This window comes from Streptomyces sp. NPDC050509, assembly GCF_044457965.1.
Taxonomy (GTDB): Bacteria; Actinomycetota; Actinomycetes; order Streptomycetales; family Streptomycetaceae; genus Streptomyces.
The window spans coordinates 415,587-432,151 of sequence record NZ_JBITHL010000002.1; the positions used below are offsets into that span (position 1 = coordinate 415,587).

The 16,565-nt window shown below is 73.5% G+C and carries 11 protein-coding genes and 1 riboswitch; of the genes, 8 read left to right on the forward strand and 3 right to left on the reverse strand.

The window, feature by feature from the left end:
• Nucleotides 1-4 precede the first annotated feature (4 nt).
• Nucleotides 5-592, reverse strand: a complete 588-nt coding sequence (locus tag ACIBJC_RS07165; RefSeq protein WP_399289081.1) for a hypothetical protein — start codon at nt 590-592, stop codon at nt 5-7.
• Nucleotides 589-2,313, reverse strand: a complete 1,725-nt coding sequence (locus ACIBJC_RS07170) for a PHP domain-containing protein (RefSeq protein WP_399289083.1) — start codon at nt 2,311-2,313, stop codon at nt 589-591. The genes ACIBJC_RS07165 and ACIBJC_RS07170 overlap by 4 nt, the downstream gene beginning before the upstream one ends.
• Nucleotides 2,314-2,592: 279 nt before the next feature.
• Between ACIBJC_RS07170 and ACIBJC_RS07175 the strand changes: the two genes are divergently transcribed.
• Nucleotides 2,593-3,918: a jacalin-like lectin gene (locus ACIBJC_RS07175; protein ID WP_399289817.1), complete on the forward strand. Its 1,326-nt coding sequence runs from the start codon at nt 2,593-2,595 to the stop codon at nt 3,916-3,918.
• Nucleotides 3,919-3,960: 42 nt separating this feature from the next.
• On the opposite strand, the gene ACIBJC_RS07180 is transcribed toward ACIBJC_RS07175, so the two are convergent.
• A complete protein-coding gene (locus ACIBJC_RS07180; RefSeq protein WP_399289085.1) occupies nt 3,961-6,417 on the reverse strand; it encodes a beta-galactosidase in 2,457 nt (818 codons plus the stop codon).
• Nucleotides 6,418-6,640: 223 nt separating this feature from the next.
• Nucleotides 6,641-6,763, forward strand: a riboswitch (SAM riboswitch).
• Between the two features lie 177 nt (nt 6,764-6,940).
• On the opposite strand from ACIBJC_RS07180, the gene ACIBJC_RS07185 reads away from it, so the two are divergent.
• From ACIBJC_RS07185 to ACIBJC_RS07215, 7 genes are all read left to right on the forward strand, one after another.
• A complete protein-coding gene (locus ACIBJC_RS07185) occupies nt 6,941-8,059 on the forward strand; it encodes a PotD/PotF family extracellular solute-binding protein (protein WP_399289087.1) in 1,119 nt (372 codons plus the stop codon).
• Nucleotides 8,026-9,255: an ABC transporter ATP-binding protein gene (locus ACIBJC_RS07190; protein WP_399289089.1), complete on the forward strand. Its 1,230-nt coding sequence runs from the start codon at nt 8,026-8,028 to the stop codon at nt 9,253-9,255. The genes ACIBJC_RS07185 and ACIBJC_RS07190 overlap by 34 nt, the downstream gene beginning before the upstream one ends.
• Complete coding sequence (locus ACIBJC_RS07195) at nt 9,252-10,130, forward strand: ABC transporter permease (protein WP_329825219.1); 879 nt, start codon at nt 9,252-9,254, stop codon at nt 10,128-10,130. Before ACIBJC_RS07190 ends, ACIBJC_RS07195 begins: the two co-directional genes overlap by 4 nt.
• Entirely contained in the window at nt 10,123-11,046 is a 924-nt protein-coding gene (locus tag ACIBJC_RS07200; RefSeq protein WP_399289092.1) for an ABC transporter permease, read from the forward strand. The genes ACIBJC_RS07195 and ACIBJC_RS07200 overlap by 8 nt, the downstream gene beginning before the upstream one ends.
• A 3-nt stretch (nt 11,047-11,049) precedes the next feature.
• Nucleotides 11,050-13,134 carry a hydantoinase/oxoprolinase family protein gene (locus tag ACIBJC_RS07205; RefSeq protein WP_399289094.1) on the forward strand — a complete coding sequence of 695 codons (2,085 nt, stop codon included), beginning with the start codon at nt 11,050-11,052 and terminating at the stop codon, nt 13,132-13,134.
• A gap of 43 nt (nt 13,135-13,177) precedes the next feature.
• On the forward strand, nt 13,178-15,187 hold the full coding sequence (locus ACIBJC_RS07210) for a hydantoinase B/oxoprolinase family protein (RefSeq protein ID WP_399289096.1): 2,010 nt from the start codon (nt 13,178-13,180) through the stop codon (nt 15,185-15,187).
• 130 nt (nt 15,188-15,317) lie between these two features.
• Nucleotides 15,318-16,556, forward strand: coding sequence for a substrate-binding domain-containing protein (locus tag ACIBJC_RS07215; protein ID WP_399289098.1), 1,239 nt, complete (start codon nt 15,318-15,320; stop codon nt 16,554-16,556).
• The last annotated feature ends 9 nt before the right edge of the window (nt 16,557-16,565 follow it).

Here is a 16,565-nt window from a genome sequence, read left to right on the forward strand (position 1 = left end):
CGCCTCAGTGGTCGGCGCAGCAGGGGGTCGGGTCCGGCACCTCGAAGGGGACCAGGACCCCGCCCGCCGCCTCCATCACCGTCAGGACCAGCCGCCCCTCCCGCCACTCGGGCCGGAGATGGTCCCGGGTCAGGATCCGGCGCGCGCCGTCCGGCGGCCCGGCCGCGCCGAGCAGCGCCACCTCGTCCACGGCGGACACCGCGAGCAGTTCGGCCACACCCACCGTGCCGGTGAGCGCGCCCGCGCCGGGGAAGAGAACCGCCCGGCCCGCGCCGTGGAGCGTCCGCTCGGCCACCGCGTGCGCCGCCCCCTCGGCCAGCTCCGCCGGGCCGTGGCGCCGCTCACCGAAGGCGAGCCCGAGCGCTTCCGGCTCCGTACGGCGGGTCAGCGCCCACCACGCCTCGGTGGCTGTGGCCGCGTCCGGCAGGGTGAGCGAGAGCGCCAGGTGCGGCCGTCCGGCGCGCACCGCGTGCGTACCGACCGACGCGGTGTCCGGCAGGGCCAGTTCACCGGCGAGCGCCCGGGCCAGGTGATCGGCGTCGCCCAGACCGGCCGTGGCCGCGTCGACACCGATCACCGTCGCCGCTGTCATGCGGGCAGCACCCAGATCGGATTGGAATAGAACCACAGGTCGCGCCACGGGTCGGCGTCGCCGACGACGTCGAGCGCGGGCCCCGCGGGGTCGACGGAGGCACCCCGCGCGCCGACCGCGGAGCGGTTGCCGTCGGTACCGCGCAGCCGGACGTAGAGCGGCCGGTCCACCCGTCCCAGGGAGTAGGTGAGCCGGACGGTGCCGGTCGACTTGTCGACGTCGTACGACGAGACGACCTTGGCGGTCGGCGCGGTGAACGTGTCCTTGTCCTTCACCTCGCCCGTCATATCGCCCTGGATCACATCCACCCGGGCCAGCTTCGGCACGAACTGCGCCCAGTTCGCGCCGGCCGCGAGCGCGATGTCGACCGTCAGTGTCACGTTCGTGCCGCGCCGTACGTGCAGGGCGCCGCCCAGCGTGGCCCAGCGCCCGCCGCCCGCGACCCGGGCGTCGAGGCCGCTGATCAGACCGCCGTGGTCGACCCAGACGCGCCCGGCGCGGATGCCGTCCATGACCGCCGCGTACGAGAAACCGTCGGAGCCCACGTGCGTACGGCTGTACTGGCCCGGCCAGAAGTCGCCCTCGGTGAGGTCGAGCCCGCCCCGGTAGACCGGGTCGGTGTGCTTGCCGTTGGCCGTGAAGTCGGAGTCGGGGCCGCCGCGCTTCGCCGTGTCCGCGTACACGTTGTGCGAGTCGGAGTTGGCGGTGATCCACCACGGCCTGCCCTCGGCGAGCAGGCTGTCCCACAGACCGCCCACCGTGGCGGTCATCCAGTCGAACCCGCCCCAGGTGCGGTAGCTCTCCAGCGGATAGCCGGCGAAGGAGCCCGCGCCCGGGCTGCCGTCGTACAGCCCCCGCGCGCGGCCCATCCCGGTCGGCGCCGCGATCCCCGCGGCCTGGTGGCCCGGCGCACCCTCGAACCCGACGGCGATCTGGTGGTTACGGGACGTGGCGTCACGCCAGGCGCGGATCTCGTGCGGGGAGTCGATGCCCTTGCGCGACGGGTGGTTGGCGAGCATCAGGGCGTCCCGCACCTTGCGCCGCTGGACCTGCTCGGAGAGGAACGAGAGGCCGGCGATGGCCAGTGCCTCGTTGGCCGGGGTGGAGTCACCGGCGCCGCGCACCGAGCCGTCGAAGGAGGTCTCGAACTCCTTGAGGACCGCGACCTCGTTCCGGCCCGGGTGGACGAAGACCGTGCCGTGCTCGGCCGCCGGGATGTTCCACTCAAGCCCCTGGAAGACCAGCGTGTCGTCGTACGCGGCACGGGCCTCCTTGATGTCCGGGTTGACCTTCTCCACACCGATCTTGGCGTGTGTCCCGGAGCCGTGGTCGGTGATGACCATCCAGTCCAGGCCATGCTTGGCGCCCTGCCGCACCTGGTCGACGACCCGGTACTTGCCGTCGCTGCTGTACTGCGTGTGGATGTGGTGGTCACCGGCCAGCCACAGGAAGCCGCCCTTGCGGTTCGTACGGGAGCCGCCCGGTCCGCCCCGGCCCGTGGCGTACGCGGGGGAGCCGGCCACCGCGCCGCCCGCCACACTGCCCGCGGCGAGCCCGGCGCCCAGCAGCCCCGTGTTGCGGAGCATCGAGCGGCGGGAGAGCTGGTCGGGGGTGAGGGCTTCGTCGGGCACCGAGGTGTCGAGCGCGGGCGGCAGCGCCGTGCTCGCTTCGTGCGCGTGGGAGTGCGCGTGCGAGTGAGGGTGGTGGTGCCCGTGGCCCATGGAAGCTCCTGTGTCCGGTTGTTGCCGTTGTGACAGAGAGGTTCCGGGTGAAACATGAACAGTGGGCGATCCAGGGATGATCAGTGGGCGGCCGCCGTACGGCGGGATGACGCGCCCCGCGGCTCCGGACACCCGAATCGGCAACTGCCCTTGTGCGGCAGGCCACTTGACCGTACATGATGACCCTCCGCAGGACCGTTGCCCGTACCTCGCGCACCCGTACCTTTCTCGCCCCCGCACCCTTCTCACCCCCAGGAAGGCCCCCACATGCGTACTCCGATACGGAGACTGGCCGGCGTCCTCGCCGCCGGCGCGCTGGCGCTCACCGGCCTCGCCGTCACCCCGGCGACCCAGGCCGCCGCGGCCCCGGCGGCCGACTCCGGCACGCTGAAGGTCCTCACGTACAACATCGCCGGGCTCCCGCTCGGCCTCGGCCAGAGCGACCCCGAGACCAACACTCCGCTCATCGGGCAGCGCCTGGGCCCGTACGACATCGTCAACGTCCAGGAGGACTTCAACTACCACGCCTCGCTGTACGCCAACGACACCCACCCGTACCGCACCGCCACCAGCGGCGGCGCCGCCTTCGGCGACGGCCTCAACACCCTCTCCGACCACCCCTTCGAGGACTTCGAGCGCGTCCGCTGGAACGACTGCACGGGCACCGACTGCCTCACCCCCAAGGGCTTCTCGCTCGCCCGGGTCCGGCTCGCCGAGGGCGTCTTCGTGGACCTCTACAACGTCCACACCAACGCCGACACCACGGACGCCGCGCTGGCCGCCCGGCGCGCCAACATCGTCCAGCTCTCGTCCTTCATCCGGACGTACAGCGAGGGCAACGCCGTCGTCGTCATGGGCGACACCAACACCCGCTACACCCGCACCGGCGACAACATCCGCACCCTCGTCTCCGAGAACGGCCTCACCGACGCCTGGGTGAAGCTGGTACGCGGCGGCTCCGCCCCTGCCCTCGGCAGCGACGCGCTGGTGTGCGACACCGTCGCGCCCACGCAGACCTGCGAGGTCGTCGACAAGGTCCTCTACCGGAGCGGCCCACTGGTCGGTCTCGACGCCACCACCTACACCAACGCGTGGCGCGCGTTTCTCGACGGCGCGGGCAAGCACCTCTCCGACCACTACCCCCACGCCGTCGACCTCACCTGGTCACAGCCCGCGAACCGCCGTGCCTCCGACTTCTTCGGCGGCCCGCACGGCACCGCGTTCAACGACGCCCGCGCCCTTCCGGCCACCCCCGCGCCCCGCACCCTCACCCTGCGCGGCGGAGCCCGGCTCGACGCGGTCGGCCTCACCCTCGACGGCGGTACGGTGCTGAGCCACGGCGGTACGGGCGGCACCGCCTCCTCGCTCACCCTGGCCACGGGCGAACACCTCACCTCGGTCAAGCTGACCCAGGGCCAGAAGGACGGCCGTACGCGGATCTTCTCCGCCGCGTTCACGACGGACCGGGGCCGCACCCTCGCCGCCGGCACCGCCACCTCGGACGCGGTGACCTACACCGCGCCGTCGGGGTGGCGGATCGTCGGCTTCACCGGCCGCTCCGGGGACGGGATCGACAAGCTCGGCGTCGTCTACGCGCCCCAGTAGTCGTGCGCCAGTAGTCGCGCTCACGTCGTCGCGCTCACGTGGTCAGGAGCCGGCGGCCGGGTCCTCCGCCGTACGCAGCCGGACCCGGCGGACCGGGACGAACGCCGCGGAGTCCACCGACGCCCGGGTCCTGGCCGCCGCCAGGCCGTCCCGTACCGACGCGTCGACGTACACCCCGTCGGCGCGGCCCAGGGGCAGCACCCGGATCTCGACGCCGTGCTCGACGGCCTCCGCGGCATGCCGGCGCAGCCCGATGTCCCACTCCGGGCCGTACCAGAAGTGGTCGGCGACGAGGCGCCCGTCGATGTAGGCGCGGGCCACGTCGCCGGTGTACGTGAGCCGCAGCAGCACCTCTCCGCCCTCGTCGAACGCCGCGCGGGGGACGGCGATCCGGTGGACCGCCGCCTCCGCGAAGTCGGCGTCCACCGGCGCCGAGGCGCGGCGGTGCGGGCCGCCCTCACGGGCGGGCGGCGCCACGGCCTCGGCGCGTACGCACGCGACGGCGGTGGCCCCGACCCCGGCCTGGGCCACCGATGCCGTCCAGGTGGTGAAGACGCCGTCGGCGCGGGGCCCGGAGAGGCCCGTCCTACCGTCCGCGGGTGTGTGGAGCCCGGCGGCGGGCGCGGGCGCCAGGGAGAGGGAGACGGTCTCCGCCTCGGTGGGGACCCGCAGTTCGCCCCCGTCGGCCAGCACGGCGTCGTCGCAGAGCACCAGCCGCTCCGCGTTCCAGATCCGGACCCGCTGGAGACGGCGCCCCTGCTCCTCGGTGAGGAAGAGCAGCCGGACAGGACCCTCGGGCCCGGTGACGGTCACCACCGCGTCCGTCCCGGGCCCGGTGACCGTCACCACCGCGTCCGTCCCGGGCTCGGGGATCCCCACCACCGTCCGGCCGTCGCGCGTGGCGCTCGCGGCCGACGCCGACACCGAAGCCCCGGCGGGCAGCGGGAACTGCGGGGCGATCCCCGCCGTGGCGGCGAACACCGCGGTCGCCACCCCGTCGATCTCCAGCCGGGTCAGCGGCTGCGCGCTCACCCAGTCGAGCCGTACGCCCGGCCCCGCCTCGTACCCGAGCGGCCACACGAAGTGCGCGCCGGACGGCACGGTCACCGGCGTGGCCGGAACCTGTCGCGTACAGCCGTCGAGTTCGACGCGGAAACGGATCCCGTGGTGGTCGGGAAGGGGTTCGTGGGGCTGGTGGTTGTTGACGAAGAGGAAGCCCTCCGTACCGTTGGAGCGCACCGCCCAGCGGAGCGTGGACCGGTCGTCGAGGCCGGCCGGACACGTGTCGGGCAGCCGCAGCGGCATGTCCGCGAGCCGCGCCCCGGAGTCCTGGATCAGCAGATGCTGCGCGCGCAGCGCGTGGAACGAGGGGCGCACCTGCCCGAACTCGCCCAGCGGCGCCTGGAAGTCGTAACTGACCGACGGCAGGTCGTTGGGGTAACCGGTGGCGTGCGACTCCTGGTTGGGCAGCGCGAGATCCAGCCGCTGCGAACAGCCGTGGTACAGGTAGTACCCCTGCCAGACCGAGCCGCTGCCGAGCTTGGCCAGCGCCAGCGCGGAGACGTCCGCGGTCCGCACCAGGGGCCGCCGGTGGTACGCGACGGCCATGCCCGAGCCGAGCTCACAGGTGAGGTAGGGGTAGCGCCGGTCGTCCGGCGCCCCGTGGCTCGCCCGCGTCGCGGAGCGCAGATCGGCGCCGATGGTGGGGTCGTCCCTGACCGGGGTGAAGAAGTAGTGCCGGCGCATCTCCCGCGCCCACCCGTCGTGCGCCTCCGCCCAGAACGCCTCCGGGTAGCCGCCGTACACCGGCAGCAGGACATCGCGCGGGAGGTCGGCGGCGTCCCACCCCGTGGCCGTCCACAAGGGGGCGGCGATGCCCGCGGCCTCCGCGGCGCGGCGCAGCGTCGCCAGATGCGCGGGTGCGTCGTACAGCTCGTTCTCGATCTGTACGGCGATGACGGGGCCGCCCTCGTCGTACGAGAGGCCGCGCAGCTCCCGGCCTATCCGGGCGAAGTACCGCTCGACGAGCGCCAGATAGGCCGGATCGTCCGTGCGCGGGACGCAACCGGCGCCGTCGAGCCAGTCCGGGAAGCCGCCGCCCCGGCACTCACCGTGCGACCAGGGGCCGACACGGACGGCGACGGATAGCCCGAGGCCGCCGCAGAGCAGGACGAAGCGGCGCAGATCACGGCCGCCGTCGAAACGGAAGGTCCCGCGGCTCTCCTCGTGCTGGTTCCAGAAGAGGTAGGTGGCCACGGTGTCCACCCCGCCGGCCCGGATCTTCAGCAGCTCCTCGCGCCACTCGGCGGCCGGATAGCGGCTGAAGTGGAATTCCGCCATCACCGGAAGCCAGGGGACCCCGCCCCGCAGGATCCTGCGGCTGTCGGGGACCAGGGGTCCGTGGACGCCGTCGCCGTCGCCCTCCGGGCTGCCCATCGACAGGTGGCCCGACGGTCCGGGCGGGGGAGCGTGCAGGTCATGGGCGTGCAGTGACAACACGACGAACGGCTCCTGCGTCGGTGGACGGCGGGGAAGATCGCTTCATGGTCGGCACGGCTCAGGGCCGTGTCAAGAAGCACTCCTCACTCGGGCCCACCACGGGGGGAGCGGCACATCTGGCCAGTATCAGTCTTTCCTGATCCGCTGCTCTGTGATCCAGGTGTGATGTTCATGTGATCCACCTCGTCTTCAGATCGCCGCCACAGGGTGTTACGTTTCTCGATGTCACGAGTCCCAGCGACAAGCCCCGGCTTGCTGGGCGGCAACCCTCCTTTCTGCGGTGGGGTGCCCCGGGTGATGACACGGCTCCACGCGCACACCGATGTGCCGGGAGCAAGCGCGGACCTGTCAGCCAGGTCCAGTACCTGGGACGGGAGCACGAGATGACAGCGGACGCGGTGCCTCACAGAGCGTCGTCATGGTGCCCCGTCCAGCGGCCCCCGCTCGACGAGCGGCCGGCGAACCATCACCCACGGGCCGGCGCGCCGTACGACGCCACCCCGCACCGAGGAGCCCTTCCCTCATGAGACCTGCCCTGTCACGCCCTCGCGGGCGACGCTCCCTGCTCGCCCTCGCCTCGGCCGTCACCGTCCTCGCCGCCGTCGCCGGCTGCGGTGTCGACACCGGCGGCTCCGGAGACGGCGGGTCCGGTGCCAAGGGGGAGCAGATCACCGTCACCGCGTTCGCCGGCCCCTGGGGTGAGCTCTTCAAGAAGTCCTTCGTCGCACCCTTCGAGAAGGACACCGGCATCAAGGTGAACCTCGTGTACGGGGCCGACTCGGCCTGGCTCACCAAGCTCCGCGCCGCGGGCGGCAAGGACGCGCCGTTCGACGTCGTCGCCCTCACCCCCGGCTCCCTGCACCAGGCGGTCGGCGGCGGTCTCCTCCAGCCGCTCAAGACCGGCGACCTGAAGAACTGGAAGCAGCTCGACCCGGTGCTCACCCAGCAGTCCACGGTCGACGGCTCCTCCTACGGCGTACCGCTGACCACCGGCTCCAACGGTCTGCTCTACCGCACCGACAAGATCAAGCAGGCGCCCCGGGACTGGACCGACATCTTCGACAAGAAGTACTGCGGCCATGTCGCGCTGCCCCCGCTGACCTACAACGCGGGCCTGGAGTTTTTCTCCGCGCTGGTCTCCCAGGACGGCGGCAAGCTCTCCAACCCCGCCGACGTCGACAAGGCGTTCAAGAAGCTCGCCGCGCTCAAGGGCTGCGTCTCGGCGTACCCGGCGGACGCGGGCAGCGTCTCCACCGTCCTGCAGAACGGCGACGCCTGGATCGTGCCCTTCTGGGACGGCCGTGCCTTCGCCATGGCCGAGGAGGGGCAGCCGATCGGCTTCAGCTACCCCGCGTCCGGCGCCGTCGGCGCGCTGACCTCGTACTACGTGCCCAAGGGCAGCGCGCACACCAAGGCCGCCTACACGTTCCTGAACTACCTCAGCGCCGCCCAGCACCAGAAGCCCTTCGCCGAGGGCACCTTCTACGGCGCGGGCAACGACACCATCGACTACAGCCCCGGCTTCAAGGACAAGGTCAAGTACGGCGAGGCCGTCTACAAGACCTTCACCTGGGTCGACTACAAGACGGCGACCCCCAAGCTGAACGAATGGCAGCAGCGGTGGAATCAGATCTTCAAGTGACCGGGAAGCGGCACGACACCGGCGGCGGGACCGCCGCGCACATCGACATCGAGGGTCTGGCCGCCGGGTACGAGGGGCAGCGCATCCTCGACGTCGACCGGCTCTCGATCCGGCGCGGCGAGTTCCTGTCCGTCCTCGGCCCCAGCGGCTGCGGCAAGACGACCCTCCTCAACAGCCTGGCGGGGTTCGTCCGCCCCACCGCGGGCCGGATCACCCTGGACGGCACCGACCTCACCGACGTCCCCACGCACCGCCGGGGGCTCGGGCTGGTCTTCCAGAACTACGCCCTCTTCCCGCACATGACCGTCGCCGGGAACGTCGCGTACGGACTCAAGGTGCGCCGCACCGAGCGCGCCGAGCGGGACGAACGCGTCGCCGAGGCGCTGCGCCTCGTCGGCCTGGAGGCGTACGCGGACCGCAGGCCGAAGCAGCTCTCCGGCGGCCAGCAGCAGCGCGTCGCCGTGGCCCGCGCGCTGGCCACCCGGCCCGCGGTGCTGCTGCTCGACGAGCCGCTGTCCAACCTCGACGCCAAGCTGCGCCGCGAGATGCGGGTGGAGCTGCGGGAGCTCCAGCAGCGCCTCGGCATCACCATGGTCTTCGTCACGCACGACCAGGAAGAGGCGATGTCGCTCTCGGACCGGATCGCCGTGATGAACGGCGGCCGGGTCGAACAGCTCGGTACCCCCACCGAGGTGTACCGGACGCCCGCGACCCGCTTCGTCGCCGAGTTCATCGGCGCGGCCAACATCCTTCAGGGCACCGGCGCCCCCGACGGGACGCTCCACCTGGGCGGGGTCGGGCTGGACTCCGGCCTGGCCACGCTGCCCGACGGGGAGACGGTCACCCTCGCCGTACGCCCGGAACGCGTCACGGTCCGCGCCGTCGAGGCCGACAGCGACAGTGACAGCGGCGCCGGTGCTTCGGCCACGGCCGAGCGCGGCTCCGGGATCGTCGGCTACCGGGCGTTCACCGGTGAGGCGTGGCAGGCGCAGATCGTCGTCGCCGAAGGCGTCGTGGTCAACGCCAGGACGGCCGAGGAACCCCCGGCCGTCGGCGCGCGCGTCACCTTCGGCTGGTCCGCCGCCGACGTCATCGTCCTCGGGCCCGCGGAGGGCCCCGGGGGAGGCGCCGCGGCCGGGGGAGCGGCCGAGGCGGTCGCCGGGGACGCCACGAAGAAGGAGGCGACGCCCGGATGAGCGCGCCCGCCGCCCGCGCGCCGCGCCGGCTGCGCGGGCTGCTGCCCGTCACGCCGGTCGTGGTCTTCCTGCTGGCCCTGTTCGTGGTCCCGCTCGTGCGGGTCCTCGCGCTCAGTTTCCATCCGTCGGACGCCAACGGCTACCCGCTCGACGGCTACTCGTTCACGCAGTACCGCAGGGTCTTCACCGAGTCGTTCTTCTCCGAGTCCCTGTGGCAGAGCCTGTTCACCTCGCTGCTGGTCACCGTCCTGTGCGTGCTGCTCGGCTTCCCCGCCGCGTACGCGCTGGCCCGCGCCCGCAAGGGAGTGGTGCGCACCCTGCTGTTCGTCGCGGTCGTCTCCCCGCTGCTCACCAGCGTGGTCGTCCGCAGCTACGGCTGGGTCGTGCTCTTCTCCGCCAACGGCGTGGTCAACCGGACCCTCGTCGGCCTCGGCATCCTGGACCAGCCCGCACCGCTGCTGACCAGCTACGTCGTGGTCGTCGTCTCCGTCACCCATGTCCTGCTGCCGTTCGCGATCCTGCCGCTGACGACCGCGCTGGGCGGCATCGACGACAATCTGGCCCGCGCCTCGCGGAGCCTGGGCGCCGGGCCCGTACGCACCTTCTGGAAGGTCACGCTGCCGCTCAGCCTGCCCGGCATCACGGTGGGCGCCACCGTCGTCTTCCCGCTGGCCATGGGCATCTACATCACCCCGCTGCTGGTCGGCGGCGCCAACCAGCCGCTCGCCGGGCTGCGCGTCTACAGCCAGATCACCAGCGTCTTCGACTACCCGGTGGCGGCGGCGCTCAGCCTCACGCTGCTCCTGCTGACCCTGGTGGGCGTCTCCGCCCTCGGCACCGGATTCCGCTTCTGGGAACGGAGACTCCATGGCTGACCCGGCCGTCGACCGTACGCACGACCACCCCGCCACCGACGCCCCGTCCGCGCGGAGTGGCGCGAGGACCGCCGCGCCCACGAAGGGGGGTCCGCCGAGGGGGAAGGGTGCGGGCCGGGGCTCCGTGCTGCTGCGCCGCGCCGGGCGGACCGCGGTGGCGCTGCCCGCCGTCGCCGTCTTCCTCTTCCTGCTGGCGCCGCTCGCCGTCCTGGCGCTCAGCTCCCTCAACTCCACCAGCTCCCTGAGCTTCCCGCCCAGCGGGCTCTCCCTGCGCTGGTACTCCGAGGTGCTGTCCTCCTCCGACTGGCTGGTCTCCTTCCGGCTCAGCGGGGTCCTGGTGCTGCTCGTCGTCCTCACCACCGTGACCATCGGCACGCTCGCCGCGTACGGCCTGGTCCGCGGCGACTTCCCCGGCCGCGGCCTGCTCTCCGGGCTCGCCCTCGCGCCGCTGATGGTCCCCGAGATCATCATCGGTCTCGGCCTGCTCTACTACTTCCAGGGCCTCGGACTGGTCAACACCCTCCCCGGGCTCTGGCTGGCGCACTCCCTGGTCGCCCTGCCCTTCGTCATCCGTACGGTGATGGTCAGCGCCCAGGCGCTCGACCCGACCCTGGAACGCGCGGCGGCCACGCTCGGCGCCGGGCGGGCCCGTACCTTCCTCACCGTCACCCTGCCGCTGCTGCGCCCCGGCATCCTCGCCGGAGCGGTCTTCGCCGCCGTCACCTCGCTCGGCGAGGTCGCGGTCTCCGCGCTGGTCTCCGGCTCCAACACCACCACCGTGCCGGTCCGTATCTTCTCGGCCGTCCAGTTCCAGCTCGACCCGTCGGTGGCCGCCGTCTCCACGCTCCTGATGCTGGTCAGTGTGCTCGTCCTGGTGGCCGTCGACCGGTTCACCAACTTCTCGGAGGTGCTCTAGACCGTGCCCGCTGACCCCACCGCCGCAGCCCCCCGCGCCCGCGTCGGGATCGATGTGGGCGGCACGTTCACCGACTTCGTCCTCGCCGTCCCCGGCGAGCGGAGCGCTCCGCTCCACCACAAGGAGCCCAGCACCCCCGGCGATCCGGCGCGCGCCGTCGCCGACGGGCTCGCCGCCGTCCTCGACCGGGCCGGGCTGCGCCCCACCGATCTCGCCGCCGTCACCCACGGCACCACCATCGGGCTGAACGCGATCATCCAGCGCCGCGGCGCCCGGATCGCCCTGGTCGTCACCGAGGGCTACCGGGACATCCTGGAGATCGGCCGCAGCCGCATGCCGTCCTCCTTCGACCTGCACGCCGCCAAGGAGGAACCGCTCGTCCCCCGGGACCGGATCGTGGAGATCCCCGCGCGGCTCGGCCCGGACGGCCGCCCCGTACGCGTCCCCGACGACCGCGAACTGGCCAGGGTCGCCGAGGAACTGCGCGCCACGGACGCCGAGGCCGCCGCCGTGCTCGTCCTGCACGGCCACACCGACCCCGCCTTCGAGGCGGAGGTCACCCGGCGGCTCGCCGCGCTCGTCCCCGAACTGCCGCTCACCTCGTCGGCCGCGATCTGGCCAGAGGTCCGCGAGTTCGAACGCGCCCTCGTCACCTGCCTCAACGTGTACATCCAGCCGCTGATGCGCCGCTACTTCGACCGGCTCGAAGCGCTCCTCGACGGCCTCGGCGTCACCGCCCCCGTCTACATCGCCGGGTCCAACGGCGGCTCCCTCAGCCTGCGTTCGGCCGCCGAGCGCCCCATCGAGACCGTGCTCTCGGGACCGGCCGCCGGCGTCACCGCCGCGACCCGGCTCGGCCGCGCCGCCGGGATCAGCCGGCTCGTCACCTTCGACATGGGCGGCACCAGCAGCGACATCGCCGTCGCCGTCGACGGCGAACCGGAGTTCGCCACCCACACCACCATCGGCGGACTCCCGCTGATCCTGCCCGTCGTCGCGGTCAACGCCATCGGCGCGGGCGGCGGCTCGGTCGTACGGGCCGACACGTACGGAGCCCTCAAGGTCGGCCCCGCGAGCGCCGGCGCCGACCCCGGGCCCGTCGCCTACGGCCGCGGCGGCACCCGCCCCACCGTCACCGACTGCTATCTGCACACCGGCGTCATCGACCCCGCCACCTTCCTCGGCGGCCGGATGACCCTCGACGCGCCCGCCGCCGCCCGCGCCCTGGGCCTGGTCGGCGACGAACTCGGGTTCGCCACCGCCGACCCCGGCGCGGCGGCGGACCGGGCGGCCGACGGCGCGCTGCGGGTCGCCACCGCGGGCATGGCCGTGGAGCTCCAGAAGACCCTCGCCGGACGCGGCCTCGACCCCGCCGAGTTCACCCTCGTCCCGTTCGGCGGCGCGGGCCCCACCCACGCGGCCGTGCTCGCCGAGGAGGTCGGCATCCGCGAGATCGTCGTCCCGCACGCCGCCGCCACCTTCTGCGCGCTCGGCGCGGTCGGCGCCGACCTGCGCCGCGACTTCGCCCGCAGCCTGCGCCGCGACCTCGACGACACCACCGTCGCCGCGCTCCGCGACATCCTCGCCGGACTGGAGGAACGCGCCCGTACCTGGCTCGCCGAACAGGGTCCGGAGACCGCGCCGCCCGTCCTCACCCTGGCCGCCGACATGAGCTACACCGGCCAGGCGTACGAGCTGCGCGTGGAGCTGTCCGGCGAGCCGACCCTGGCCGCCCTCACCGAGGCGTTCCACCAGGAGCACGAGCGGCTCTACGGCTTCCGCGACGCCACCGCCGCCGTACGGCTCGGCACCGCCCGCCTCGCCATCAGCGCCGCGGGCCCCGATCTCGCCACCGTTCCCGCCGAGGCCGCCGCGGACGACCCGCCGCCCGCGCCCGTCGGCCACCGCACCGTCCTGCTCGCCGGGGACCGCGTCACCGCGGACGTCCACCGGCGCGACGGGCTGCGCACGGGACACACCCTCGCGGGACCGGCCGTGATCGAGCAGGACGACACCACCGTGCTCGTGCCGCCCGGCTGGTCGGCCACCGTCGATCCGCTGGGCAACCTCCGGCTCCGGCACTCCTGACCACCACAAGGCAAGCCACGGCAAGGCAAGGACGCACCCGACCATGAAGCTCGACCCGGTCACCCTGGAGATCATCGGCAACAAACTCGGCGCCCTCACCGAGGAGATGTGCCTCACCCTCCAGCGCACCAGCCGCTCGCTGTACGTCAAGGAGACCGCCGACTTCTGCTGCGCGCTCGCCGGACCCGACGGCGCCTTCACCGCCTACCCGCGCGGCATCGGCGTCTCCGGCTTCGTCGGACTCGACGTCCGTACCGCCGTCGACCACGTGGGCCCCCTGGAGCCCGGCGACGTCATCATCACCAACGACCCGTACACCTCGGGCGGTCTGGCCACCCATCTCACCGACATCCAGCTCATCGAGCCGTACTTCCACGACGGCGAGATCATCGGCTACGGGTGGGCGTTCATCCACTGCTCCGACATCGGCGGACGGGTCCCCAGCAGCCTGGCCCCCACCAACCACGAGATCTACCAGGAGGGTCTGCGCATACCGCCGGTCAAGCTCCTGCGGGCCGGTGAGCCCAGCCGTGACATCGCCGCCCTCCTCCAGGCCAACAGCCGCACCCCCGAGGCCAACGACGGCGATCTGCGCGCCATGCTCGCCGCCCTGCGCACCGGCCGCGAGCGGCTGGCCCGGGTCGTCGCGCAGCACGGCGCCGCCGATGTCGCCGCCGCCCACACCGACCTCGTCGACCACACCGCCGACAAGGCCACCGCCGCGCTCGCCACCCTGCGGGACGGCAGCTACCGGTTCACCGACTACCTCGATGACGACGCCGTCTCCCCGGTGCCCGTCCGGATCTCCGTGACCGTCACGCTCGACCGGGGCGCCCTGCACCTCGACTTCACGGGCACCGACCCCCAGGTCGACGCCGCGTTCAACATCGCCAGCCACGGCCGCGCCCACGCCTGGATCACCACCCGCGTCCTCGCCCTGATCTGCACGCTCGACCCGGGCATCCCGCTCAACGGCGGACTGATCAGGCCCGTCTCCGTCACCGCCCCCGAGGGCTCCGTCGTCAACGCCCGGCCGCCCGCCGCCGTCGGCATCCGGCACGCCACCGCCTCCCGCGTCAACGACGCGCTCGGCGGGGCGCTCGGTCTCGCCGCGCCCGAGGTGATGCCCGCCGCGAGCAGCGGCCTCGTCGTCCCCGTCGTCGTCGCGGAGAGCGCGCCCGGCGGCGGACAGAACGTCCAGGTACTCGAACCCATGGTCGGCGGCACCGGCGCCCGTGACGGCGCGGACGGCGTCGACGGCCGCGACAGCGGCATCTCCAACCTGGCCAACAACCCCGTGGAGACCGTCGAGACCGAGATCGGCGCGGAGATCGTCCGCTACGCGCTGCGCCCCGACTCCGGTGGCCCCGGCCGCTGGCGCGGCGGCTCCGGCCTCGAACTCGTCTTCCGCGTCCTCGGCGACGACTCCCGACTGCTCGCCCGCGGGCTGGAGCGGATGCGCTTCCGCCCCTGGGGCACCGCGGGTGGCGGCCCGGGCGCCCCCGCCGAACTCGTCATCAACGAGGGCCTGCCCGGCGAACGCCGGCACACCAAGATCGACATGGTCGCTCTGCGCCGCGGCGACACCGTCACCCTGCGCACCTCGGGCGCGGGCGGTTACGGAGACCCTTTCACCCGCGACCCGGGGGCGGTGCTCGGCGACCTCCGGCGCGGACTGGTCACCGAGCGGGCCGCGGCGGCCTCGTACGGGGTCGCCGTCACCACCGGACCCGACGGCCGCCCCGTACTCGACGAGGCCGCCACCGAGGAGCTGCGCCGCACCCCGCCGCCGGCCCCGCTCACCGGGGCCGGCCCCGAGCGCGCCGCCTGGGACGCGGTCCACGACACCGAGGCCGCCGACCGTCTGATCGCGGCGCTCTTCCGCCTCCCGCCGTCGCGCCGCTACGCCCGCCGGGCCGCCGTCCACACGGCCGTGCTCGACGTGCTCCCCGAGGGCTTCCCCTCCACCGCCGCCTCCGCCACGGAACTGGCCGAGGCCCGTACCGTGCTGCGCCGCCACACCGACGCGCTGGAGAAGGAAGGCGCGATCTGATCCGTTCCGCCGGTCCGCGCCCGCGGACAACTGTCGCTATGCTGCGGCCCCAAGCGCTCATTCGAAGCAGTCAAACGAACAAGCGCGGGGTACGGGGAGCGGCGGCGGTACGGCAAGGGGGCAGGCGGACATGCGGGAGCCGGTCGAACTAAGGCGGCAACGGATCCTCGCGGCGGTGGAGTCGCGCGGCGCGGTCAGGGTCAGCGTGCTCGCCACCGAGCTGGAGGTCTCGGTGGTCACGGTGCGGCGGGACGTCGAGGAGCTGACCCGGGCGGGCAGGCTGCGGCGCGGCCACGGCGTGGCGCGCGCGGTGCGGACCGTCGAGGAGACGGAGGCCGCCCCGGCGGCGCGCAGGACGGAACAGCCCGCCGAGGGCGGCGCCGTCGCCCTGGTGGTGCCGGAGCGCCACTCGTACCTGTACGAGGCGGCGTACGGCGCCAGGCCGGTGCTGGAGGAGGCCGGGTTCCGGGTCGCCCTGCACATCGCCCCGCAGGTCCCCGGCGCCGAACGGCCGCTGGTGGAACGGGCGCTGGCGGACGGGGCGCGGGGGCTGCTGATCGCCCCGAGGTGGCGCAGCGCGGCGGTCGAGGAGGCGGACCACGGCTGGCTCGCCCAGGTGGGGGTGCCGACCGTCCTGATGGAGCGGCGGCCCCGCCCCGGCAGCGCGCTGCACGCCCTGGACGTGGTCTGTTCCGACCACTGGTACGGCGTGCACCTGGCCGTCGACCATCTCGTCGCCCTCGGTCACCGCCGTATCGTGCTGGCCGCCCGCGACGACAGCCCCACGGCGCGCAGCGTCCGCGCGGCGTTCGCCGACGTGGCCGCCGCCCGGCCGGAGGTGACGGACTGGTCGGTGGCGCTCTCCTCGCCCGACGCGGTGGCGGTCCCCGTACCCGCGTCCCCGGGTACGGAGGCGGCTCCGCACGACCGCACCCCGCTGGACCTCGCGGGGCTGCTGCGCGAGCGCGGCGCCACCGCGGCGCTGCTGCACGGCGACGTGGACGCGCTGATGCTGGTCCAGGGCCTCGCGGAACAGGGCGTACGGGTGCCGCAGGACTGCTCCGTGGTCGCGTACGACGATGTGGTCGCCGCGCTGGGCTCCACCCCGCTGACCGCGGTGGCCCCGCCGAAGGCCGAGGTGGGCCGGGCGGCGGCCGAACTGCTCGTGCACCGGCTCACCCGGCCGGCGGGTACGGCCGGCCCCGTGCGCAGGATCGACCTGCTGCCGGAGTTGAAGGTACGCGGCTCGACCCGGCCTCCGGCGGACACCCGGCCTCCGGAGGACACGTGGGCCCAGGCGCCGGCGTCGGCCGACGAGCGGGCCGACGAGCGGACCCGGACCCCGCCGCCGATCCCCGTACAGAAGTGAGCGTTTGAC

Coding starts and splice junctions, on each gene's coding strand:
- ACIBJC_RS07215 (WP_399289098.1), top strand. CDS start 15,318: ATGCGGGAGCCGGTCGAACTAAGGCGGCAACGGATCCTCGCGGCGGTG.
- ACIBJC_RS07195 (WP_329825219.1), top strand. CDS start 9,252: ATGAGCGCGCCCGCCGCCCGCGCGCCGCGCCGGCTGCGCGGGCTGCTG.
- ACIBJC_RS07170 (WP_399289083.1), bottom strand. CDS start 2,313: ATGGGCCACGGGCACCACCACCCTCACTCGCACGCGCACTCCCACGCG.
- ACIBJC_RS07190 (WP_399289089.1), top strand. CDS start 8,026: ATGGCAGCAGCGGTGGAATCAGATCTTCAAGTGACCGGGAAGCGGCAC.
- ACIBJC_RS07165 (WP_399289081.1), bottom strand. CDS start 592: ATGACAGCGGCGACGGTGATCGGTGTCGACGCGGCCACGGCCGGTCTG.
- ACIBJC_RS07200 (WP_399289092.1), top strand. CDS start 10,123: ATGGCTGACCCGGCCGTCGACCGTACGCACGACCACCCCGCCACCGAC.
- ACIBJC_RS07210 (WP_399289096.1), top strand. CDS start 13,178: ATGAAGCTCGACCCGGTCACCCTGGAGATCATCGGCAACAAACTCGGC.
- ACIBJC_RS07185 (WP_399289087.1), top strand. CDS start 6,941: ATGAGACCTGCCCTGTCACGCCCTCGCGGGCGACGCTCCCTGCTCGCC.